At 41.4% G+C, this 23,170-nt stretch carries 19 protein-coding genes; 14 read left to right on the top strand and 5 right to left on the bottom strand.

Annotation, left to right across the window (positions count from 1 at the left end; translation table 11 throughout):
* The first annotated feature begins 42 nt into the window (after positions 1-42).
* The 7 genes from HPC41_RS09760 (at position 43) to HPC41_RS09730 (ending at position 9,605) form a co-directional block, all read left to right on the top strand.
* Complete coding sequence (locus HPC41_RS09760) at positions 43-2,019, top strand: polysaccharide biosynthesis protein (protein ID WP_246250563.1); 1,977 nt, start codon at positions 43-45, stop codon at positions 2,017-2,019.
* A 181-nt stretch (positions 2,020-2,200) separates the two neighbouring features.
* Entirely contained in the window at positions 2,201-3,256 is a 1,056-nt protein-coding gene (rfbB, locus tag HPC41_RS09755) for a dTDP-glucose 4,6-dehydratase (protein WP_172393835.1), read from the top strand.
* A gap of 2 nt (positions 3,257-3,258) precedes the next feature.
* Complete coding sequence (gene rfbC / locus HPC41_RS09750; protein ID WP_172393834.1) at positions 3,259-3,813, top strand: dTDP-4-dehydrorhamnose 3,5-epimerase; 555 nt, start codon at positions 3,259-3,261, stop codon at positions 3,811-3,813.
* Between the two features lie 80 nt (positions 3,814-3,893).
* Positions 3,894-4,751 (top strand): dTDP-4-dehydrorhamnose reductase, encoded by an 858-nt coding sequence (gene rfbD, locus HPC41_RS09745; protein ID WP_172393833.1) that lies wholly within the window; start codon positions 3,894-3,896, stop codon positions 4,749-4,751.
* Positions 4,752-4,774: 23 nt separating this feature from the next.
* A complete protein-coding gene (gene rfbA, locus HPC41_RS09740; protein WP_172393832.1) occupies positions 4,775-5,635 on the top strand; it encodes a glucose-1-phosphate thymidylyltransferase RfbA in 861 nt (286 codons plus the stop codon).
* Between the two features lie 450 nt (positions 5,636-6,085).
* Positions 6,086-6,688: a LuxR C-terminal-related transcriptional regulator gene (locus HPC41_RS09735; protein WP_172393831.1), complete on the top strand. Its 603-nt coding sequence runs from the start codon at positions 6,086-6,088 to the stop codon at positions 6,686-6,688.
* An 85-nt stretch (positions 6,689-6,773) separates the two neighbouring features.
* Complete coding sequence (locus HPC41_RS09730; protein WP_172393830.1) at positions 6,774-9,605, top strand: hypothetical protein; 2,832 nt, start codon at positions 6,774-6,776, stop codon at positions 9,603-9,605.
* Here the strand turns inward: HPC41_RS09730 and HPC41_RS09725 are convergent.
* Genes HPC41_RS09725 through HPC41_RS09715 form a run of 3 tightly spaced genes read right to left on the bottom strand, consistent with a single transcriptional unit; the run spans position 9,602 to position 12,324 of the window.
* Positions 9,602-11,005, bottom strand: coding sequence for a hypothetical protein (locus HPC41_RS09725; RefSeq protein ID WP_172393829.1), 1,404 nt, complete (start codon positions 11,003-11,005; stop codon positions 9,602-9,604). The genes HPC41_RS09730 and HPC41_RS09725 overlap by 4 nt on opposite strands.
* Positions 10,980-11,780: a fimbrial biogenesis chaperone gene (locus tag HPC41_RS09720; RefSeq protein WP_172393828.1), complete on the bottom strand. Its 801-nt coding sequence runs from the start codon at positions 11,778-11,780 to the stop codon at positions 10,980-10,982. The genes HPC41_RS09725 and HPC41_RS09720 overlap by 26 nt, the downstream gene beginning before the upstream one ends.
* A 25-nt stretch (positions 11,781-11,805) precedes the next feature.
* Entirely contained in the window at positions 11,806-12,324 is a 519-nt protein-coding gene (locus HPC41_RS09715; RefSeq protein ID WP_172393827.1) for a peptidoglycan-binding protein LysM, read from the bottom strand.
* A gap of 210 nt (positions 12,325-12,534) precedes the next feature.
* Between HPC41_RS09715 and HPC41_RS09710 the strand changes: the two genes are divergently transcribed.
* Positions 12,535-13,569, top strand: a complete 1,035-nt coding sequence (locus HPC41_RS09710) for an acyltransferase family protein (RefSeq protein WP_172393826.1) — start codon at positions 12,535-12,537, stop codon at positions 13,567-13,569.
* A 201-nt stretch (positions 13,570-13,770) separates the two neighbouring features.
* On the opposite strand, the gene HPC41_RS09705 is transcribed toward HPC41_RS09710, so the two are convergent.
* Positions 13,771-15,120, bottom strand: a complete 1,350-nt coding sequence (locus tag HPC41_RS09705) for an amidohydrolase (protein ID WP_172393825.1) — start codon at positions 15,118-15,120, stop codon at positions 13,771-13,773.
* A gap of 114 nt (positions 15,121-15,234) precedes the next feature.
* Positions 15,235-16,095 carry a helix-turn-helix domain-containing protein gene (locus HPC41_RS09700; RefSeq protein ID WP_172393824.1) on the bottom strand — a complete coding sequence of 287 codons (861 nt, stop codon included), beginning with the start codon at positions 16,093-16,095 and terminating at the stop codon, positions 15,235-15,237.
* 234 nt (positions 16,096-16,329) lie between these two features.
* Between HPC41_RS09700 and HPC41_RS09695 the strand changes: the two genes are divergently transcribed.
* The 6 genes from HPC41_RS09695 (at position 16,330) to lepB (ending at position 22,383) form a co-directional block, all read left to right on the top strand.
* Positions 16,330-17,007: a response regulator transcription factor gene (locus tag HPC41_RS09695; RefSeq protein ID WP_172393823.1), complete on the top strand. Its 678-nt coding sequence runs from the start codon at positions 16,330-16,332 to the stop codon at positions 17,005-17,007.
* A complete protein-coding gene (locus tag HPC41_RS09690) occupies positions 17,004-18,290 on the top strand; it encodes a sensor histidine kinase (protein WP_172393822.1) in 1,287 nt (428 codons plus the stop codon). The genes HPC41_RS09695 and HPC41_RS09690 overlap by 4 nt, the downstream gene beginning before the upstream one ends.
* Positions 18,291-18,355: 65 nt before the next feature.
* Positions 18,356-18,805, top strand: a complete 450-nt coding sequence (locus HPC41_RS09685) for a PepSY-like domain-containing protein (RefSeq protein WP_172393821.1) — start codon at positions 18,356-18,358, stop codon at positions 18,803-18,805.
* A gap of 459 nt (positions 18,806-19,264) precedes the next feature.
* A complete protein-coding gene (locus tag HPC41_RS09680) occupies positions 19,265-19,738 on the top strand; it encodes an LIC11966 family surface protein (RefSeq protein WP_172393820.1) in 474 nt (157 codons plus the stop codon).
* A 297-nt stretch (positions 19,739-20,035) separates the two neighbouring features.
* Positions 20,036-20,770 (top strand): hypothetical protein, encoded by a 735-nt coding sequence (locus HPC41_RS09675; RefSeq protein WP_172393819.1) that lies wholly within the window; start codon positions 20,036-20,038, stop codon positions 20,768-20,770.
* Positions 20,771-20,805: 35 nt separating this feature from the next.
* Positions 20,806-22,383 carry a signal peptidase I gene (gene lepB, locus HPC41_RS09670; RefSeq protein ID WP_172393818.1) on the top strand — a complete coding sequence of 526 codons (1,578 nt, stop codon included), beginning with the start codon at positions 20,806-20,808 and terminating at the stop codon, positions 22,381-22,383.
* The last annotated feature ends 787 nt before the right edge of the window (positions 22,384-23,170 follow it).

The raw sequence follows: 23,170 nt of genomic DNA, 5'->3' as shown, positions 1-23,170 counted from the left end.
CAGCATAATTAACAATAAACGACAAGAAAAGGGAAGAAAGCTATGATGGGATCTCTATTGGATTTAAGAAAGCGTTTGCGTAAAGATAATCCACGATGGGTCATTCTATTGATCGATATGTGGTTTGTATTTGCAAGTTATGTGTTTTCAAATTATGTCATCAATAATTTCAAGGGCGTCTTTGACGTTTCTTTAATGTTAAAAAAGCTGGTAGTGGTGTTGCCGGTATATTTACTTATGTTCTTGTTTTACAATACATTTAAAGGTATCGTTCGCCAGACAGGAATACGGGATACAATCAAGATCTTTAAAACTGTTGCATCTGCCTATTTGCTGCTGATGCTATTTACTTTTATTATCAAGGCTACCGTCGATAAAGGAACAGCCCTAGAGGATTTTCTCCGTCTGTCATACGGGATATTGACCATGCAGGCTTGTATCCTGATTGTGACAATGGTAGGGGCGCGCGTCGTGTACCGTACCATCTACGAGTATCTTTTTTTGCCAGCACGGAAAGTCGAAAATGTACTGATCTTTGGTGCTTCACGCCCAGGGCTGGTGGCTTTCTCCCTATTAAAGGAGGATCCAAGGATCAAATTCCAAGTGGTCGCCTTTGTAGAGGACAAGATATCACGCATCGGCAAGCGGCTTGCGGGATTGAAAATTAGAGATATTACAGAAATTACGAAGGAATTTGTTGAGAAATGTCAAATTACGCAGGTCATTATTGCTGTCGAAAATAATGATCCCGAGCGGCTACAGTATGTGTCTGACTGGTTTCAAAACATTGGACTCGAGCTTAAAATTATGCCTTCGGCCCGCATCTTGCTCAACTCCGGTGTCAAGCGAGAGATCCGACCATTAAAAATTGAGGATTTGCTTGGTCGTAAGCCAATTAAATTGGACCATCCGGAGATTGAAGAGGAGATGAAGGACAAAGTGGTTCTTATTACCGGTGCCGCAGGCTCAATTGGTTCGGAACTGGCCCGTCAGATCGCAAGACGCCATTATAAAAAATTGATTCTGGTGGATCAGGCAGAGTCTGCACTCTATGATATCCAACAGTCGATCAAGGCAACACAGCCTGATCATCTCCATTGTATTGTCGGAGATGTACGCAACTATGCCTTTATGCAGAATATATTTGCACAGTATAAACCGGAGCTTGTATTTCATGCGGCTGCATATAAACATGTGCCATTGATGGAGGCAAATCCGTATGAATCCATTCAGACAAATGTGCTTGGAAGTAAGAATATCGCCGATCTTTGTATACAGCATGGTACAAAGAAAATGGTCATGGTTTCGACAGATAAGGCCGTAAACCCTACCAATGTGATGGGGGCCACCAAACGGATGGCTGAAATTTACGTAAGCAGCTGCAGCGGTAGGTCTGAAACAAGTTTTATCATTACCCGTTTTGGAAATGTACTCGGCTCTAATGGCTCCGTCATACCACTCTTTGAAAAACAAATGGCAAACGGCGGCCCGCTGACCCTGACTCATCCTGAAATTACACGTTTCTTTATGACGATTCCTGAAGCTTGCCAGCTGGTGCAGGAAGCCGGCGTCATGGGGAAAGGCGGCGAGATTTTTGTCTTCGATATGGGCAAGTCGGTTAAAATAATGGACCTGGCAAAACGGATGATCAAATTGAAAGGTTACCGCTATCCGGAAGATATTGATATCAAAATTGTTGGCCTGCGCCCGGGCGAAAAGATCTACGAGGAACTGTTGGCGAATAACGAGAATACCGTCAAAACGCATCATCCGAAAATCATGATCGCAAAAGTAAGACATGATGATTTGATCCTAAAAGCGGAGCGAATCAATGCTGTCTGTCAACAAATTGTAGATGCTGATCAGCATTTGCCCAATTTTATGGACCTGGTTGCTGCGATGAAACGGATCGTTCCGGAGTTTAAATCTCAGAATTCGGAATACGAGACATTGGACAACGCGATCGAACAGGAATTTGTAGACGAGGTCCCTGTTTATTCAATCGTCAAAAAGGCTTAAGGGGCTCAAAAATTTACCCCTATTTATTTCGCAAAAGTCCCTTGATGGGATTTTTGCGTTTATTATGCATTCTCCATCGTTTAAAACTTGCCAATTCGCAAAAATCAAGCTAATTTTAGCGAATTCTTAGTAAATAATTTAGACTGATTAACGCAAAAGGTTTCCGTCAAAAGCACATTATATGAATAAAAAAATCTTAATCACTGGCGGGGCTGGGTTTATTGGATCCCATGTCGTTCGTGAGTTTGTTACTAAATATCCGCATTATCAGGTTATTAATCTGGATGCCCTGACGTATGCGGGCAACCTTGAAAATTTGAAAGATATCGAGGATCGTCCAAATTACAGCTTTGTCAAAGCGGATATTACCGATCAGGCGGCGATAACTTCGGTATTCGAACAATATCAACCTGACGGGATCATTCATTTAGCCGCGGAATCGCATGTAGACCGTTCCATTGCAGACCCTTCAGCATTTGTCCTGACCAATGTAATTGGAACCGTAAACTTGTTAAATGCCGCCCGGGCAATCTGGAAGGATAATTTAGAGGGAAAACGTTTTCACCATGTTTCTACGGATGAGGTATTTGGTGCCTTGGGCGAATCTGGCTTTTTTACAGAGGATACCAAATATGATCCGCATTCACCCTACTCGGCCTCCAAGGCAAGTTCGGACCATTTTGTACGGGCCTATCACGATACCTATGGCTTACCGATTGTCTTAACCAATTGTTCCAATAATTACGGCCCCAATCATTTTCCTGAGAAGCTGATTCCACTGTGTATTCACAATATTTTAAATAATAAACCATTGCCGGTGTATGGTGACGGAAAATATACCCGGGACTGGCTTTTTGTGATCGATCATGCAAAAGCGATAGACTTGGTTTTTCATGAAGGTAAAAATGGTGATTCTTACAATATAGGTGGCTTTAATGAATGGCAGAATATTGACTTGATCAAAGAACTTTGCCGACAGATGGATGCTAAATTAGGCAGGGAGGATGGTACAGCTGCTTCCCTGATTACTTTTGTCAAAGATCGTCCCGGTCATGATTTACGCTACGCGATTGATGCAAGTAAAATAAATACTGAGCTGGGCTGGAGACCATTGGTGACATTTGAAGAGGGATTATCGCTGACAATAGATTGGTTTTTGTCCAATCAGGAATGGCTGGATCATGTGACTTCCGGTGATTATCAGCATTATTATGACAACCAATATAACGGCGCTTAAATATGAAATATACAGAAACGAAACTGTCGGGTTGTTTTATTTTAGAACCGGCCGTGTTTGAAGATGATAGAGGCTATTTCTTTGAGTCTTATAATGAAAATAAATTGGCTGCGATATTGGGGCATAATCCTCATTTTGTACAGGATAATCAGTCGAAATCCCAATTTGCTGTTGTCAGGGGGCTGCATATGCAAGCTGGTGAGCATGCGCAGGCAAAACTGGTGCGTGTACTCGAAGGCCGTGTGCTGGATGTGGCTGTAGATGTTCGGCCGAATTCACCGACCTATGGACAGCATGTCGCCGTGGAACTTTCTTCCGATAATAAAAAGCAAATGTTTATTCCACGCGGATTTTTGCATGGTTTCTCTGTATTGTCTGAGCAGGCGGTATTCTCTTATAAATGTGATAATAATTATAGCAAAGAAGCGGAGGATGGTGTACACCCTTTAGATGCTGAATTGGCGATTGACTGGCAAATTCCGGTAGATCAAATGATTTTGTCAGAAAAGGATAAAGAGGCACAAAGCTTCGCCGCATTATCTGATAAATTGAAATAATAAAATAGCGCGCTTGACCTGCTTAAGGCCTCATTGGAACTATAAGCAGACCATATTGCTTCCACCATAAAAAGATATTGATGAAAATTGTCATTACAGGTGCTTCTGGACAATTAGGGTCCGAGTTATATGATTTATTGATGAATGACACTGAAATGGAGTGTTATTTTCTGGATCGTAAGCAATTACCATTGGATCAGATTCTCCTGATTCAGGATATTTTGGCCATGTATCAGCCTGATTTAATAATTCATACTGGCGCTTATACCGCCGTGGATAAGGCGGAGGAAGATGCTGAAACAGCTAATGTGGTCAATCATTTAGCCTGCGAAGAGATTGCGCTATATTGTCATGTACATGGGGCAAAGCTGATTGCTCTTTCGACCGATTATGTGTTTGATGGTGATTCTGCTGTTCCACTAACGGAGGATGCAGCTACGGCGCCAATCAATGTCTATGGACAGACCAAGCTCGCAGGAGAGAAGGCGATTCAAAAATGGTGTCCAGAGGCAATTATTATCCGGACATCCTGGGTATACTCTGCTTATGGAAAGAATTTTGTCAAGACCATGTGTCGCCTCATGGCCGAACGTGATGAGATCAGTGTGATCAATGATCAGATTGGTAGCCCAACCTATGCAAAAGATCTGGCGCTCGCGATTTTAAAAATTGCTGATACACCGGTTTGGAAAGCTGGTATTTATAACTACAGCAATGAAGGGGAAATATCTTGGTATGACTTTGCTGTAGCAATACGGGATTTCCGTTCATTTGACTGTCAGGTAAGACCAATTCCCACGTCTGCTTATCCAACCCCAGCACAACGGCCAAAGTATTCACTGCTTGACAAATCGAAAATTAAAGCAGCCTTTGATGTAGCTGTACCAAACTGGAAGACAAGTCTTGGGGACATGTTGGCAGAGGAAATTAAAAACTAAAATATCGCTAATACTTAATACGAATGAAAGGAATTATATTGGCCGGAGGATCTGGAACCCGTTTACACCCTTTAACGCTTGCCGTGAGTAAGCAATTAATGCCTGTATACGATAAACCAATGATATACTATCCGCTATCTACGCTGATGTTGGCGGGTATTCGCGAGATATTGATTATATCGACTCCACAGGATTTGCCCAACTTTAGAAAGTTGTTGGGAGACGGCTCCCAATTGGGCTGTCGGTTTGAATACAAGGAGCAGCCAAGCCCGGATGGGCTAGCACAGGCTTTTATATTGGGCGAAGAGTTTATTGCTGATGATAAAGTAGCACTTATTCTGGGCGATAATATTTTCTATGGCTCGGGCTTATCAAAACTGCTGCAATCTTGCGCGGATCCTGACGGTGGTGTGGTATTCGCTTATCCGGTACATGATCCCGAACGCTATGGGGTAGTGGAATTTGACGCAAGCAAAAGGGTGGTATCCATTGAAGAAAAACCACTCCAACCAAAATCCAGCTATGCTGTTCCGGGAATTTATTTTTACGATAATGCTGTCGTTGGAATAGCGAAAAGTATCGAACCTTCGGCACGGGGGGAACTGGAGATTACGGATATCAACAAGGCATATTTAAGTCAAGGGAAACTAAAAGTAGGGATTTTTGATCGGGGGACTGCCTGGTTGGATACGGGCACGATACAGTCATTGATGCAGGCCGCTCAATTTGTACAGGTTATCGAAGAACGCCAAGGAATGAAAATCGGCGCGATCGAGGAAGTGGCTTATCGTATGGGATACATCAGCCGGGAGCAGCTGGATGCCATTGCGGAGCCTTTGTGCAAGTCAGGATATGGTGAATACCTGAAGCGTATTGTTAAATAAGATTTTTCTCCGTTATAATCACTAAACCGTAACGACCCTTTTTATTAAAATCCAGGGCGTATATAATTAACATCTCCAAGCTGTTGTTTATATACGCCATTGTTTATATACCCCATGTCTGCGAATAGGTAATTAATCACAGCACATAATATTATTCCCTTCATCATATTTTATTAATTCAATTTATAAACAGCATACCTCCTGAAGCTTTAGATGATTTTCATTAATAAGGTTATATATGCTATATTATGGAAAAAATACACTAAATTATGATAAAATTTTATTTTTTAAAAACAATTGTTTTTTAATAGTTGTCTTTAAGTAGATTGATAAAATAGAGGTTGTCATTTTTTAATAATGGTACGATTAAGCCTGAAATTGCGGTGGAAATAAAATGTAACCTAACTATAAGTGAAGTAGGACCGATTATTACACGAAATAATAACAAGCATGATTACTGTAGGGATAATTGATAGTAATGAACAGGCACGGCAGATTACCTTAGGCGTACTTCAAGAAAAAGGGCCGATGCATAAAGTTAAGGTCCTTTTTGAGATGGGCAAAGAGCGTATTGACCAGGCCGCCGTAGCTCCAGATGTAATCATTATGGATATTGAACACCAGGAGCCATTAATTGTCGAACATGTAAAAACTATTTTTCCTAATACAGATATTGTGATATTGACCAATATCTGTGATGTGAAGACTGTACGTGCTTGCTTTAGACATGGTGCTGTGGGCTATTTGTTAAAGCAAACTTGTATGAATTCACTCCTTTCGGCGATCAGTATTACGTTGAATGATGGCTCTTTTGTGAGCCCAGGAGTGAATAGAGCACTGATTGATCAAAGCTTCAGTTCAAAAAAATACGTGGATATGCTCACTGCTCGGGAGCTTCAGGTAGCAAACGGAATTATAGAAGGATTGAGCTATAAAATGATTGCTCAAAAATATACCATTTCATTGGATACGGTACGTATTTACATAAAACGTATCTATCGAAAGCTTCAAATCAATAGCAAAGGGGAGCTGATTGCACAACTGACTGCTTAACATTTTGTTACATGAAAATGTGACGATGTATATTTTTATCTCACGGAATTAAGCCTGATTTTTATGGATAGTTGAATCGTATGATATGCCAATAAGAAGCCGCTGGATTTTCCTGTTTCTTTTTTATTTTGCTGTTTTGTTATCCGAAGCGAAAAGTCAGCAACAGTACGATATTGCCTTTAAATTTGATCGCGACACAATCTCAATTGCTGTTTCCAAAACGTTTGCTAATAAATTGGTTATCACAAATCACAGCGATAAAACAATTGAACTAAAGCCGAGGGCTAATAATACGCCTGCGCTGCTGGGCTTGATAAAATTACCACAATCGATTACGTTAATGGCTAAGGAAACCAAAAGCTTTCCATTAAAATATATGGCCGATCGTCGTACAATTGTCAAAGGTAACCAGATATTTACGATTGAGTTTCAATCAGACGATCCAACTGTAAAGATACAGCCCCCACAATCCTTCTCTACGCGGCTAAATGAGGAGCAGTCCTTACTTTTGCAAACCGAACTGCCTGAGTATTACATTGATCAATCAACGGGACAGGTACAATTTCTGGTGCGGGCAGTCAATATTGGTTTGGTGCCGCTTACCATTCAGGTGCGTTTCCCAAATTTGCCGGGCGAGTTGGAAATAAGGGGGGAAACTTTGCCTGTAACGTTGGCGGCAGGTGGACAATCGCTCTTGTCTTTCACGGCAACGATGCGTTCAAAAAAAACAGCGATAGACGTAGATTTAATTTTACAAGCTATTGAAGCTGGCGGAAAGGTCGTGGCCAATAATAGGGTCCGTATGATGACGGTAGGTAGTGTAAAGCGTTTTGGAGCTGACTTGGATCTACAGAATCTTCCCTACAATAATCTGCTTGCTTTGCGCTACCTCAATATGGGACAAGATATGTCCATCTATCAGGCTCAGGCATTTGGCGAAATGGATCTGGCCAAAGGACGTAGGCTGAATTATCGCTTGAATACGGATTACTATCAAAAACAAAAGGCTTTGAATGTGTACGATACGTACATAGATTATCAGGCGAAGGACTGGGGAGTCAAAATCGGTAATATCTATGAAAATCTGGATCAGCCGATCAACGGCCGCGGAGCAAAAGCAAGCTATAAATTGGATAAGGAACGATCGATCAGTCTTTATGCTGTTGAAAATAGTTATATGCTTATCAACCAGATGAATAGTTTGCTTAGCCGCGGGAAAATCATCGGCGCCAAATATACCTTTCGTTCGGATCTGCCCCAGGAAAGTAGCTTAAGCTACCTCCATACGAACAGTGACTACCGTGCTGTGAACAGTGACCTGATCAGCGGTAAGGGATTTATGAAGCTCGGGCCCAAACAACAACTTTGGATAGAGGGCGGATACAGTGTGGAACGACTCCAAAAGGGGACAGCAAAAATGGCTGGCGCGTTAGGATTTAACTATAACTATGCCGATGACCGCTATCAGATAAGCAGCATCAACTATTATAGTACGCCATATTACGTGGGCTTACGTCGGGGATTGATACAATCGGATACACGCATCAGTAAATTGTTGAAAAATAATAAAAGTATATCCGTCCGGGCAAGTTATATGGATAATGATCCAAAATATCTACCTGGTGATCGGGATTACTATTTTAATAATGCCAACCGTATTCAGATCTATGAGTTTGGCTACCATACGGGAAAAGAAAAATTGCAGCTTGATCTTCGGCCCTATTTTATGGAACAACGGGGTACCTATCAGGATTGGTTCGGACTCTCGGACTCGCAGGTGAACTGGAAGTCAAGCTCCATTAGAATGGTTGGTGATCTGAATTTTTTTACAGCTGCACATCGTTTTTCAATACAGACCGATTACGGTTATACGTATAGAAATACATCAAACAGACCAATTGCTCCTTTTCACTCGCTACGTATAACAGGCAATTATAACAACCGCTGGGTTGGTTTTAATACGTTTATTCAGGTCAATCCATTTTACTTGAGTGATTTATTGGCGTCATCAGGTAATGGCAAATACAGGATATATTCCTTCGGACCGAGCTCACAGCTCAATCTGGTTGAAAACAGGCTGCAGGTTCAGATTGCGACCATGTATAGTTATTACGGGTTCTCGCGCAGCAATAACTTTTCTGTTACAGGCAATGCACGTTGGCAAATGAAAAATGGCTGGAATCTTACTGCTGATCTTTATTATACATTGATTAGGGGAGATTTAGTATTTGCTATGGTAACAGATCCTCAACTTAACCAAAATATGACGTCCAGTTATGCTTTTAATAATAGGCAGTTGCGGCTGGGTATAGAAAAGAACTTTGGGCGTAGGGGAGGTCGACGGGGACATAAGCTGCAATTGCTCTTTTTTGAAGACCGCAACAGCAATGGGGTACGGGACAACGATGAATCCCCGGCTAGATCGGTATTGGTTAAGATAGGAAAGGAGGCGGCGGTGACGGATGACAGGGGAAGAGTAAAGTTTGTTGATATGGATCCCGGACCGTATAGTATTCAGGTAGAAAACAACCGGGGCTGGGTCTCTCGCGGCACGATCAGTGTCGTACTGACAAAGAATCAGTCCCTGGAAATTCCACTGATCATAACCCGTTCCTTAAAAGGTCGCATAAAATCAGTGACAAATAAATACCTGGAAACAACACCTCAGCTTGGCGGTATACGTATTATTGCAAGGGACCTACAAGGTAAAGAATACAGCACATTAACGAATGAAGACGGAAATTATGTGATTTATCTGCCAACCGGGCACTACAAGCTTGCTGTTGTTACTGAAGGAATGTCATTTTCAATCGAAAACCCAAGTTGTGAGATTGAAGTGAAAGAAGGTGAGACAACTGAAATTCCTCATTTTAGATACAGGGACGAACGCCGTAAGATTGGGATCAAGCGATTTTAGGGGGCTACAAAGCTAAAGACGATAGTTGCAGAATAAGTACCTGCGGGCTTGTTGAGAAGTTTGCTGGTCTCAGACGCAGGTATACTGTAACGTATATTGAGGTTGCGGTCGATTACTGGATCCGCACTTTGGATAAGCTGCTGTGCAGTTGTGGAAAGTGTGATGGTATTCATGCCTGTCTGATTAGCCATGGGACCAATACGAAGCGCATTCAGGGGAATACTGTTTGTACCTGATATAAAGGAGGCGGTGGAAGCACGTACATAAAGATTATAGGGTGTTGTCTTACTGATACGAAGGTGAGTAGGCATATCTTTGCTTACGCCATTTTTATAATCGGCGGTGGTACCGAAATCCAGGCTGACGGCCTGTTGGCTGGCAACCAATTCGGCTAGATCACTCACGACAATTTCAAGGTTTCCACTGCTTTGTGCCTGTAGTGTGCCTGTGGGATATGCGGTAGCCAACTTACTCCAGGTGTGAGCCAATGGGACGGAATAGGTGCCGGCTTGGATAAAGCTCGTTTTCAACTGGCTGGCACTGATACTGTAGCTCGCTGTTAGCGATTGCGTATTATTGGAAGGTACTGCAATCCCCGTCGTATTGGTCATTGCTTGGTCGGTCGTAGATAAAGCGATATTGGTAGCAGTGGATATGCCTGTTAATGTAGCGTTTACCGCCGAAACTGGAGCGGTAGGCAAGGTGTTGTAGGGTAAAGTTGTGTTGAAGCTAAACTGTGTGTTTGTAGTCTTTAAACTGGGAATATAGGGTACCGTCGTTGTCAAAGGAATTACTTTCGCCGTGCTGATGCCATTAACAGAGCGATAAAAGCTTAGGTTGTTGACCAGAATACTTGTCGTACCTACCTGAGCTGGAGGACTGATAAACCCGGGAACACTAATGCTAAAAGGCAGTGTCGTTGGTGTAATGGAACCGGCCAACACACCCTGTGTGGAAAAGCTCAGATTGCTATCATAAGTTCCTGCAATCCAGGTTTGGCTCCCGGAAGATAAACGGACGTTGGCCGTAATGGCTCCGGAAGAGACCGTCGCCAGCGAGCTATATAAATTTCCGTTGTTAACCGATAGGGTGACTTCACTGCTAGTCCCGAGTAAGGATAGACTACCAATTGAATTCAGTTTAATATGAGCGATGCTGAGCGGGACACTGACCCCTGTGGTGCTGCTAAAACTCGTGGTATTGGCCTTAACCCGAAACGTTGGCAATAAGGTAAGTACGCTGGTATACTGGCCAACATTAAAGATTTGGTTGTAGTCGGCCCTACTTTGAATATTTGCTTGAGGCAACGAAATGATAACCTGGGCCACTGCATTATCAACACATAGACCTAGGCCAAGCGATAGGATTGCCAAGTTAATATTTAATCTCTTTCTCTGCAATTTTTAAATCATATTGGCTGCCGGCATCGAGTATAGCAACCGCGAGGTAAGGAGCGGGGGAGAGTTTCTCTGGGAGATCGACCTGCACCCATTGCTCGGCTTCGGGAAGCATCGCGATTGCAATAGCTTTAATTGGTATTTCTTCTCCTGTTTGGGTATTGGTCAACTCAAAACGGACATACGCATCTTTATTTATCTGGCCCGTATTTTTGACTTTTACATCCATGCGACGAACAGCGATTCCATTCGTGTTTTTAATAATCCCCCTATCCTCAAATGCTAGAAATTCTAGATCGCCCGGTCTTAAACCGGTCGGAGTATGGTAAATTTGGATGCCGACCTCAAGCAATACGTTCACGTTCAGACCCTGCGCGAGATCTTTTTTCTGTTCCTTGACTTGCGTAAAAAATAACATGCTATTGGTCAATTGACTTGGTTCGCTGCGGGGAACTGTCATCGTAAGATTAATGCTTTTGGTTTCTCCTGGGGCTAAACGTACAGTATTATCCGAGAGGGAAAGCCAGGAAGCATTGGACGTGGGCTTATTAGCTGTTGGATAGTACCGTTTTAACCCCAATGAATCACGATCCCAATCTTTGATATTTGCTACAAAATAAAATTCGTTGGCCGAGGTATTGCTGAATGTGATCGCCTGACTAGTTGTCTGTCCTGCTGCACCTGTAAAAAATATGCGCGAAGGGGAAACTGCAATACCCTGACCTATGGCTAGGGTATTGCATATGTAAGTAAATAGTATCGCTAGATAATATCTCACCAATGACAATATTTTTGATCGGATCTTATAACTGTGTTGCTGTATATGTAACGGTCGTGCTATAAGCGGCGGCCGGAAGGTCCAATAATGGCGCAGCATCCGGAATAGTGTAATCAACATTATATACCGCTCCAGTAGAGGCTGTCGCGCCGTTGACCAAAGCAGCAGCCGTGGTACTTAGCGGGACATTAGCCACCAAAGTTCCGCCATTGGCAGTTGTAGGGTCCACATTGACAGTAACGATGCTTAACGCAGGACCTCCGGCAGGTGCAAATGCCGCGGTCGCAGCGACTGTGATATCGTAAGCCCTATTGCTGACCACTGTGAAATGGCTCGCTTTTGTGACAGTTTTAGAAGCAGCATAATCGGCAGCGTCATCGTAGACAAAATCAACAGTTGGAGTTGCCCCCAGCGTTATCGAGATGGCGTCTGTCAAATTGATGTTGACAGTGACCGGAGCTGAAGTAGCCGTCTGAGCTTTCGTGTGATGACCAAAGCATATGGCGGCGATGGCAATGAAGACTATTAGTAGGTTCTTTCTCATAATTTCCTCGTTTTTTACTAGTATAACATAAATTTAGCAAGGTTGGTGTTGATTGGCAATAGGGTAACAGTCACATAATGATGTTATAAATTCGATGGATATTTTAGGTTTCAAACCTAGCAGCAATTTCGCCATGAAGACGATAGCATTTAAAGCATTCTTACGACTTTACCTGAAACTGTAAATGAAACAGCCTATATTTGCGCTCAAATGTCCCAGACAAAAAGAATCTATCAAATCGATCTGTTTCGCTTTATAGCGGCATCGGCTGTATTGCTCTACCATTATTTGTATCGGGGGTACAAAGCGGGTAATATGTCGCTTTTACGTTTTGATGAAATTGGCGAATATTTCAAATATGGCTATCTTGGCGTAGACCTCTTTTTTATTATCAGCGGTTTTGTGATCGCCTTTTCCATAAAACATCGCTCACTGCCCAAATTTTGCTATTCTCGGTTTAAAAGACTGTATCCAATGTATTGGACCTGTTTAGTTATCACGTTTGTGGTAACTTATTTTTTTGGAGCACCACGTTATCTTGTCAGCTTCGAGCAGCTCTTAGCCAACTTGACCATGATGCAGGAGTTCCTCGGTCATGGGAATATTGACGGTGCCTATTGGTCTCTCTATGTTGAATTAAAATTTTATCTTATTATTGCGGTATTTCTTATTATAAACCGATTCAAACAATTCAGTCTAGACTATCTGATCTACTTTTGGCTACTTTTGTCGAGCTTGCGTCTGTTTGTTGGCCCCTCAACAAGCTATGATACCATCCATCACTTTTTTATTCTGGATTGGAGTGCTTATTTTATCGCAGGAATGGTGTTTTGCCAAATTTTTATTCATGGACCTGCGTTAAAGCATTTGATTTTATTGCCTTGGTGCCTCTATTTATCCATTGATGGGGCAATTGGCCGGATTCATTGGTTGGCAAGGACCTTTCATAGCGATTTTTCACCCTATATTATTGGGGGTACCATCGTTGTATTTTATATCCTCATGTTGCTTGTTTCCTGCAAAAAGCTACAATGCCTCAACTCGCCCAAATTTATTAAAATTGGGATGCTGACCTATCCTTTATACCTCATTCATCAGCATATCGGATTCATCGTTTTCAATCAACTTCATGGCTATTTAAATAAATATGTACTTGTTTCTGCAGTTACACTGTCAATGCTTGCTGTTGCCTATATCTTGAGCGAGTGGGTAGAGCCACGTGTAATGAGGCTCTTTAAACGATGATGAAATCCATCACATACTAATTTCAATCAGCTCATCACTTTTTACCTTGAGCTTTTTTGTTCTTCATGGTAGAATGTTGGGGTGTTATTTTCCTTTGATTCATCACAACGTTTTCACAATGGCAATCAAAAGCTTAGAAAAAGCAATTGAATGCCATTGTATTAAAAAAGTCTGTTTTACTGTACTTCGTTTGTCAGAAGCCTAGTAGACAATATTTCCTTGATAGATAAGAGATCCGACTGGCGAAATCCGTGAAATTGCTTCTGCCGAACAACTTGCATCGATGAGAACGATGTTTGCGTCGTCGCCAGGTTTTGGCCATTGCTGTTGCCCTTTGTCGTCCAATGGAATCGGTCCTGCTGTTGCTAGTTTTAGCATACGTGATAGGCCATACTCCGTAACCTGTCCATATACCTGGGCAGCCAGATTGGCTTTTTGCAGGACACTTCCTGACCCGAATGTATTCCAGTGATCAACAATACTATCGTTTCCGGTCATCACAGTGACTTTGTTTTCCAGAAGTGTTGGAATAGGCATAATCAGTCCGGCGAAAGGAATGGTCGAAACAATACCGATCTGTGCTGCACCAAGTTGTTCTGCGATTTCCTGTTGTTTGGCTTTCTCCAGTCTTGCCAGAACAAAGCAATGACTGAGGTAGGTTTTGCCTTTCAATGCGGGGTTCTCATTTACTTTTTTGATCAGGTACTCGACTGTTTTCAGTCCGGACTCACCAGACTCATGTAAATGGATATCGATACCTTTGTTGTGATCCAATGCCAATTGAACGGTGAAATCCATTGTTTTCTCAATGGCACCATCAATGGTAAAAGGATCCACGCCGCCGATAAAATTAATATTGGTTTTCGCGGCTTCTTTAAGATAGGGTACGGAATCTGTATAGTATACCCCATGTTGTGGGAAGGCAACCAGTTCGGCCCCGAAACTATTTTTCTTATTTTCCAGTGCAAGTTGGAGGTGGTGTAGTGAATCTAACTTAGACGTAGGCTCTATATTGACGTGGCTGCGTGCAAAGGCTGTCCCCTTGGATTGAAGTAATTCTATCAGCTTTTCAGCTTTATAGGTTGAATTTTTTAACAGCTCAGGAAGGATCTGCTGCTCGAGTGCAATCATGCCTTTGACACCACCTGCACCTCGGCGCACAGCCTGCCATTTTTCGCCATAAAATGTCTTGTCTAGGTGGATATGCATATCGCTAAACGATGGAAGCATCAGTCTTCCCTTCGCGTCTATGGCGTTCGCATCGGTACTATTGGGTCCGATTTTTTTGATTTTTCCGGCTTCAATCTGCACCGCGAAAAGACCCGTTTTTGTCGCGATGACACTGCCATTTTCATCATATTCAAAGCTTGTTTCTAATAAAACATTCTTTAGGGTATAACTTTTTTTGCCTTGATGCCCAACCAACAGCTCATGAGAGGCAAGTTCGTTTCGCTCTTCTGCAACAAGCATGTTTGGGATCAATGTTGTTCCGGCAAGTGCCAGAGCGGAGTTACGTATAAATTCTTTGCGCGAAAGGGCTATTGGTTTCATTTTATTCCTATTTACGTTGCGATCTAGGCGATCCATAAAATGGACTGGCCTTTGCAAAAGTAACTACTGAAAGCTTTAATAATACTGGGTAATTTCTGCTATTTCTTGTGCGATTTATCTTTTTTCCCTAAAATCACTTGGACTTACACCGGTCTGTTGCTTAAAGAAATTAGAAAAATAGGCTTGATCTGCGAAACCTAATTCAAATGTAATTTCTTTAATGGATGATTCGGAGCTTTGGAGAAGACGCTTTGCCTCAATACAAATCCGTTGATGAATAAGCTGGGTGGCAGATATTTTCAAATATTTTTTACACAGAATATTGAGGTAGTTGGGTGAGATGTGAAGTTTTTCCGCATAAAAAGCAACTTGTTTTTGTTCTCTGAAAAATTCATCTATCAGCATGTTGAATTTGGCAAGGCGGGGAACGGATTGATAGACTTTGAATTCGGTAAATACATGCTCTGCTTCCCGGCTGACAATGGCGGCGATTACTCCGGCACGTGCAGTAATCAAAGGAATTAATGAATGCTCCCGTTCCAATTCTTTTTTTATAGATTCAAATTCATAATGCAACTGTAGGAACGCCTCTTTGGTGAGATCAATCACGGGATGGTTTTGGTAATTGGTGAAGGAAAAACGAAAAAAGGGCGCAAAATGCTCAAAAAATGACCGTTCGATCATCAATTGGTAGCCAATTGTACCAGCATGGATATGCCATTTGTGCATCTGGCCGGGGAATAACACATGTATCTGATGATCTTTGATGGTATAATCAATAGAATCAATTGTATGTGTACCGGAAGCTGTATCAAATAAATTGATAATAAAAAAATCGTGCTTATGTGGCTTGTCTATCAGTCTTTCGCCATGTAATTCATTGAAGAGAAGTTCTTCGCGCCCCGCGGTCTGTTCTTTGCGGAAACCGTCCAGTCCAATGTTAGGCGCCCAACTATTAGCATTTCGTTTATCCATAGTAGCATATGTCAGACCTAAAATACGAAAAGCCGATAGCATTTTAGACAATAGGTTAAAATTTCAGGTAATAGTCAAATAGATCAGTTATTCAATTCCCGCTGTCTCACTGTCAGCAATTAACAATAGTCATTTTCCTAATTCTTTACTAAATTCGGAATACATTTGTAACGCATAGCGAAGAATTGAAGTAGGGAAAAGGGGTGAAATCTGATTTAAAAAAATAATTGTCCAATGAAAGTACTTGTAATCGAAGATGAGGCGGAATTAAGGGAAATCGTGAAAGACTCTCTTGTCAAAGAAGGCTATATCATAGAGACAGCAAACGACTTTAGATCGGCACTGGATAAAGTTTCGGTATATAATTACGATTGTATTTTACTGGATATTATGCTTCCGGGCGGGAGTGGGCTAGAGGTGCTGGATTTGCTAAAAAAGGAAGGCAAATCGGATAATGTAATTATTATCTCCGCAAAGGATTCCTTGGATGACAAGCTACGGGGACTGGAACTTGGAGCGGATGACTACCTGACCAAGCCTTTCCATATTGCAGAGTTAAATGCTCGTATTAAAGCTGTGTTGCGGAGAAAGCAACAGGATGGCAAAAATACATTGGATATGGGAAATATCGTACTTGACCTGAATGAACGGTCGCTTTCGATTGCGGGTGAATTGGTCGCACTGAATCGAAAAGAATTTGACATCCTCCATTACTTTTTACTGAATAAGAACCGTCTTGTCAGTAAGAATGCGCTGGCAGAGCATGTCTGGGGCGATAATACGGACCAGGCAGATAACCTCGATTTTATCTATTCCCAGATAAAGAATTTACGGAAGAAATTCTTGACAAAACAGGCAGATGTGGATTTTGAGGCGGTCTATGGAATAGGATATAAACTTGTTGAAAAATGAAATTAGCCAATCAGACGCTCAAATATCTCTCTATTTCCGTACTGGTCGTCATTGCGCTGTGGTCGACCATCTTTTACTTATTTATGCTGGAGGTGATCCATGATAATATCGATGAGGAACTTGAGAATCAAAAGCGCTTAATTATTCAGGAATTGGCTTCTGAGACGATTGTATCCCCAGATTTGGAATTTGGGGTGAACAATTATAAGGTACGTGAGATTTCCGAAGAACAGGCGATCAAAATGCAGAATGTCTACAAAGATACCATGCTGCTTATGCAGGATGATGACGATCCTGAACCCGAATTGGAACCTGTGCGTATGCTGACGACAGCGTTTGAGCATAAAGGACATTATTACGAGCTTTCGATAATCAATTCCACGATTGAGGAAAGTGACCTGATCAAAAACTTGTTCTATTCTGTTGTCATTCTATTTATCCTTTTGGTCGTCAGTATTGTCTCGCTCAATAAAGTGGTTATTGAGCGATTATGGAGCCCTTTGTATCGCTTTTTGGATCAGCTTACAAAATTTCGCCTTGGAAAATCGGATGATAAACCCGCTATGGATACCAATATTCAGGAATTTAAGGATTTGCAGCTTGCTGTAAGTACGTTAATCCGCCACAATGAGGAAACGTACGAACAACAGAAGCAATTTATTGGGAATGCCTCACATGAACTGCAGACTCCTTTGGCGATCATGATCAATAAACTGGAAATGGTGGCCGAAACAGAAGGCTTGCAGCCTGAGCAGTCAAATGCTATTGCAGAGGTGTTGAACACGGCAGAAAGACTGGTGCGTTTGAATAAATCACTATTGTTGCTTACCAAGATCGAGAATAGGCAGTACTTAAATAACGAGGATCTTTCGCTCAATAAACTGGTGACACATGCCGTCGATGAACTTGAAGAGATTGCGGCATTTAAAAATATCGTGATCAAGGTTCATCAACATCAGGAGTTGAACCTGCGATTAGATAGTTCATTGGCCAATATCATCGTATCTAATTTGATTCGTAATGCCTTATTCCATAATAAAGAAGGTGGAGAAGTAAATATCGCGATCACTGAAAACTCACTTGCGGTAGCGAATACAAGCTTACAGGGGGCCTTGGATGCGGAGCAAGTATTTTCAAGGTTTTATAAATCGGATACCTCCTCCAAAGGCTCTGGGCTAGGGCTCGCGATCGTGCAAGCAATCTGTAATCTATATGGATTTTCGATTTCATACAATTATGCTGATAGTCAGCATACATTTAAAATAAATTTTCGCCAAGTATAACTTTCATTCCCAAATCTTTACAGAATCAAAGCTTTACTTTGTAATACACTAAAGATAATAAAGATATGAAACGTAACATGATATTAAGTGCATGTATCCTTGCACTTTCAACAATTGGAGCTTTTGCTCAGGATATTCCACAAAATCAGGTGCCAGCTGTTGTGGTCAATAGTTTGCAGCAGAAGTTCCCAAAAGCTAAAGCGGTAGATTGGGAATTGAAAGCGGGATTGTATGAAGCTGAATTTGAAACTGGCCTATTCGGAACCGACCATGAAGTCTGGATTCAAAATAACGGCAAAATTGTGCGCCATAAAGAGGAACTGGCCAAAAATGATTTGCCAAAAGAGGTGATTATCAAAATGAAAAAGGACTTTCCGGGCTATCGCATAGAAGATGTGAAAAAAATCACCGAGGAACAAAAGGTTACATATGCATTCGAGATAAAAAGTCGTACGGATGAATGGAAACTTGTTGTCGATCCGCAAGGAAATATCTTGGGAAAAAGAAGAGATTAAGATAGATAGCTCGTTTAGATTAGAAAAAGCATCTTGTCAGCAGAACTGGCAAGGTGCTTTTTCTGTTAATAGATTGCCTTTAAAGAACGTCTTATCGCGCAAATTGAGTTGCGTAGTCTGTAAGTTAGATTCTTCTCGCGTAATCTTTGTTGTGATGATAGGGGTAAATTTACAGTAAATAGAAGCGTGAAATCGTGCGTCTCTTCATGAACAGTTTGAATTATGTATTGAAATTAAGCCGTTAAACAGCAGCAAAGAGATTTTAGAAGCAATTGAGCCGCAAGTTAATTGGAGACAATAAAATCCCTGAAATCAGTGATTGAAAAAAACTGTAAGCTCAACTATCTTTGGATAAGTCATTTAAAGCTGAATTGATACGGTTCATTCCGGATTGATCAGGAATGGATAGAAAAGAACTTTTATAACAAAGTGTACAAATAAACTTTAAATAGAACAACAATGATCAAACAATTAATTACAGGCATCCTAACTGTAGCGGTGCTAACGATGTCAAGTTGTGGCTCAGGAACGAAAGATCCTGCAGCATATAACAATTCAATTATTACGGTCATCAATGGAAGTGAAAAGCATATTACGGACATGAATGCAGCCATGAATGCTTCTGACTATGCCAAGGCTGAGCAGGTCCGTACGGATTGGGAAAAATCCTTGCACGACGATATCAAAAAAGTAGAGGAACTCGGTGATTTTAAAGGCGATGCAAGCTTCCAAAAAGCAGTGCTTGATGGGCTCAATGGTTATAAAAAAATCGTAACCGAAGATTATCCGAAGCTGATAGAGTTGCGCAAAAGCAAGACTCCTGATGCAGCTACTGAATCAACTCTGCTTGACAACATTAACAAAGCCTTCGAAAATATGAGTAATGGGGTCAACAAAGCCTCTACCGAATTTGAAGGTAAATATAAGGGATAAACGCCATATCATTAATAATCAAAGGAGTCGTATCATATTTTGATACGGCTTCTTTTTTTATGGGGAATAGTCAGGTTCGCTTGGAACTAGAGAAATAAAAAAGATGTAAATGAAATGTTAAAGCTGAGGGACTTTTCATTGTATATGTATTTTTATGTAGATTTATGCAATAAAAGCTGATGTAAGCCCTGCTCTGTGTGATCGATACATGAATAGTTGCGGGAGTGCCATCATGCCTGTGAATGGGTTTGGAGAATCCCTATTCAGGCGAAGAATGATTTAATATATTATTAAGTAATGAAAATTGTATTGGTTTTATCAAGTGCTTTCATGTTGTGTTTTTTTTTCTCAACGACATTGCTCTGGGCACAGGGGGATCTAAAGAAGTTAGATTATTTGATATTGATGAATGCTGATACGCTTTACGGGAAGATCTCTTCTGTTAAAGACCGTAAACTTAAATTTGAAAATCAACAAAAAGAAAAGTTGACTTTTACACCTGACCAGGTGTACCGTGCGTACTGGCAGACCAAAAAGAAAGTATATGCGCCATCCTATGTAGAAAAAGGATTGGAAGTGGTCCCCGGAACAAGCCCAAAAATGTATCGCATACAGAAGGGAACAGATCAGGATCCAACTTTTGCGGAAGTGCTCGCCGATGGTGAAATAATGGCCTATTATGTTTCAGAACTAAAATTTAGTGGCGGTGCCGCAGTAAATGTTAGTGGCGGTGGTGCTGGAATGATGCCAACTATAATGGTTAATAAGAATAAATATGCATATGCACTGAAAAAGGGGACTGGCGAGGTCGCTGAAATCAATAGCAACAATAATGGCCTATTTAGCAATGCTAAAAAGAAAAGACAGATTACCTTCACGCAGTTAATCAGCGATGAGCCAGCGTTACTTGCTGAATTTGAAAAAGAGCAAAAGTATAATTATGATGTATTTATTAAATACATTATGCGATATAATGAGCTACAGCAGGCAAAAGAATCTCCTTCGGACCAATCCAGACTGTTTATCTATTAACATTTATCTATTCTCATTTCGATAAAAAAGAAAATATGGTACTTATTATTTTTATTATACTGGCTTTTATCGCAGCCTACGGTTTTTGGTTATTGTTCGAAAAAGCTGGGCGTCATGGCTGGGAGGGTATCATACCGATTTATAGTCAATGGATCCAAGGACAGATGACCAATCGACCTGTTTGGTATATTGTATTGTTGATCATTCCGATTGTGAATGTCTTTGTTTTCTATAATCTGTATCTTGACTTCATCCATTGTTTTGGCAAAAGGCGGTTTTGGGAAAACTGTGCTGCGGTATTACTGCCATTTATTGTGCTGCCACTGTGGGGACGGGATAAGAATGTCCAGTTTCTGAATGGACTGTATGCAAAAAAGTTGAAAACAGCAACTGCCGAAAATAAGGAATTGACAAAAGATGATCGGCTGGTACTGCTGCACGAATCGTATAATGAATTTAAGACCAAGTATCCGTATAAAAAATCCATGGTTCGCGAGTGGGCGGATGCCATTGTCTTTGCGACGGTTGCCGCAACGCTGATCCGCGGTTTCTTGCTGGAAGCTTTTATGATCCCTTCAGGTTCAATGCAACAATCGCTTTTGATCGGTGACTATCTATTCGTCAGTAAGCTGAATTATGGACCACGTATTCCAAATACACCCATTGCCTTTCCTTTTGCACATCACACCATGCCTGTTATAGGCGGAAAAGCGTTTTCGGAGCTGATCAAAATTCCTTACAAACGGTTGCCGGGTTTTCAAGAGATTAAACGGAATGATGTCATCGTATTTAATGCGCCTGCGGGAGACACTGTTGCGGTAGAGAATCAAGATCAACCTTATTACGATCTGGTGCGCTCGATGGGTTATGAGGCCGTTCATCAACAATTTACGATTGAGACACGTCCGGTAGACAAGCGGGAGCATTTGATCAAACGTTGTGTCGGCATGCCTGGTGATAAAATAAGCATGCGGGAAGCTGTATTGTACGTCAACGATCGGCCTGGGTTTGTTGCGCCGGAAAGCCAGATGGATTATATCGTGACAACGGATGAGACTGGTCTGGATGAACAACGGATGAAAGACATGGGCATAGAAATAAGTCAAATCCAGCCTGCTGTCTATCTCGTGTTTCTGACACAAGAGCAAGTTGACATGGTCAAATCATGGTCTAACGTCAAATCTATGCAGATGAACATTCGCAAAGCGAGGGAACCCGAGGCCAATACATTTCCGAATGATCCACAGTATAAATGGAATTACGACAATTTTGGGCCTTTTGTGATTCCAAAGAAAGGGATGAGAGTAGCGTTAAACGCTCAAACCTGGCCCCTTTATGAGCGTGCTATCCGTGTTTATGAGAATAACCGCTTAGAGAAGAGAGCGGACGGTATATATCTGAATGGGAGCAAGTCAGATTCCTATACGTTTAAAATGGATTACTATTGGATGATGGGAGATAATAGGCACAATTCCCTCGATGCAAGAGACTGGGGATTTGTTCCCGAAGACCATATTGTCGGTAAAGCCCTATTTACCTGGATGAGCTGGAATACAGATGGAAAAGGGTTTTCTAAAATACGGTGGAACCGAATTTTTAAGGGTATAAATTAAGGGAGAGAACCCCTCGACAGTTGGTTCTGTGAATTGACATTGAGGATCGATCTATAAATTTACCATAATGTTACTTAATAAAATACAATCGATTGCGTTGGCATAAGTGTTGTTTAGCTTGCAATAGTAGTTTTGATATATTAATAATCCCGCTTCTGTTTAGCCGAATGCTATTCCAACTATCTTTTGTGCAATCGAAGATAACAGGAAAGATCTTAAACAATAACCGGCCACTGGCTGGCGTAACGGTTTTTATTAAAAATAGCGCAAAAACTGCAACTTCAAGTAATCAAACCAGTGCATTTGAAATGCAAGCCAAATCAGATTGCTCTCAAAGTATATGATAAAAATGGTGCACATTTTCCTGGTAATGCATTTGATAGAAGCCCAGCTGGTAACGATTTCCTTAAGACTTTGCCGCTTTCGCATATAAAATAACAATGACAGATACAGCGGTGTCTAAGACCATGTGTAGGTGAGATTTCCAGATTGTATTGGGATACGCAATCAATGGTATCAATTGTTAATCGGATTCACTCCAAATGGATTCAGTCGATAGATTATGCTTATACTAAAAATTGCGACCCGCCAACGTATATGAAGTATTAACTTATGATCAATGTGTTAAATTAAACATTCGTTTTAAACCAGGGGAGTATAGCTATGAACTTCATTTGAAGGCAACGAAAAATCCAGATGCGAAATAGTCCTTGAGACAAGTGATGTCTAGCAATCGTTCTACCATGCCCTTTAGACTATCAAGCCACCATTTTAAGTATAGGGTATT

The organism is Sphingobacterium prati (assembly GCF_013167215.1).
GTDB lineage: Bacteria > Bacteroidota > Bacteroidia > Sphingobacteriales > Sphingobacteriaceae > Sphingobacterium > Sphingobacterium prati.
Note: the sequence above shows the minus strand (reverse complement) of the source record. Positions and strands in the feature narration are given on the sequence as shown.

What these genes read in the sequence shown, in the direction of transcription:
- rfbD (WP_172393833.1), top strand. Translation starts at nt 3,894, where the DNA reads ATGAAAATTGTCATTACAGGTGCTTCTGGACAATTAGGGTCCGAGTTA.
- HPC41_RS09700 (WP_172393824.1), bottom strand. Translation starts at nt 16,095, where the DNA reads ATGGATAAACGAAATGCTAATAGTTGGGCGCCTAACATTGGACTGGAC.
- HPC41_RS09715 (WP_172393827.1), bottom strand. Translation starts at nt 12,324, where the DNA reads ATGAGAAAGAACCTACTAATAGTCTTCATTGCCATCGCCGCCATATGC.
- HPC41_RS09705 (WP_172393825.1), bottom strand. Translation starts at nt 15,120, where the DNA reads ATGAAACCAATAGCCCTTTCGCGCAAAGAATTTATACGTAACTCCGCT.
- HPC41_RS09760 (WP_246250563.1), top strand. Translation starts at nt 43, where the DNA reads ATGATGGGATCTCTATTGGATTTAAGAAAGCGTTTGCGTAAAGATAAT.
- HPC41_RS09680 (WP_172393820.1), top strand. Translation starts at nt 19,265, where the DNA reads ATGATCAAACAATTAATTACAGGCATCCTAACTGTAGCGGTGCTAACG.
- HPC41_RS09730 (WP_172393830.1), top strand. Translation starts at nt 6,774, where the DNA reads ATGCCAATAAGAAGCCGCTGGATTTTCCTGTTTCTTTTTTATTTTGCT.
- HPC41_RS09685 (WP_172393821.1), top strand. Translation starts at nt 18,356, where the DNA reads ATGAAACGTAACATGATATTAAGTGCATGTATCCTTGCACTTTCAACA.
- HPC41_RS09710 (WP_172393826.1), top strand. Translation starts at nt 12,535, where the DNA reads ATGTCCCAGACAAAAAGAATCTATCAAATCGATCTGTTTCGCTTTATA.
- rfbB (WP_172393835.1), top strand. Translation starts at nt 2,201, where the DNA reads ATGAATAAAAAAATCTTAATCACTGGCGGGGCTGGGTTTATTGGATCC.
- lepB (WP_172393818.1), top strand. Translation starts at nt 20,806, where the DNA reads ATGGTACTTATTATTTTTATTATACTGGCTTTTATCGCAGCCTACGGT.
- HPC41_RS09735 (WP_172393831.1), top strand. Translation starts at nt 6,086, where the DNA reads ATGATTACTGTAGGGATAATTGATAGTAATGAACAGGCACGGCAGATT.
- rfbA (WP_172393832.1), top strand. Translation starts at nt 4,775, where the DNA reads ATGAAAGGAATTATATTGGCCGGAGGATCTGGAACCCGTTTACACCCT.
- HPC41_RS09690 (WP_172393822.1), top strand. Translation starts at nt 17,004, where the DNA reads ATGAAATTAGCCAATCAGACGCTCAAATATCTCTCTATTTCCGTACTG.
- HPC41_RS09695 (WP_172393823.1), top strand. Translation starts at nt 16,330, where the DNA reads ATGAAAGTACTTGTAATCGAAGATGAGGCGGAATTAAGGGAAATCGTG.
- HPC41_RS09675 (WP_172393819.1), top strand. Translation starts at nt 20,036, where the DNA reads ATGAAAATTGTATTGGTTTTATCAAGTGCTTTCATGTTGTGTTTTTTT.
- rfbC (WP_172393834.1), top strand. Translation starts at nt 3,259, where the DNA reads ATGAAATATACAGAAACGAAACTGTCGGGTTGTTTTATTTTAGAACCG.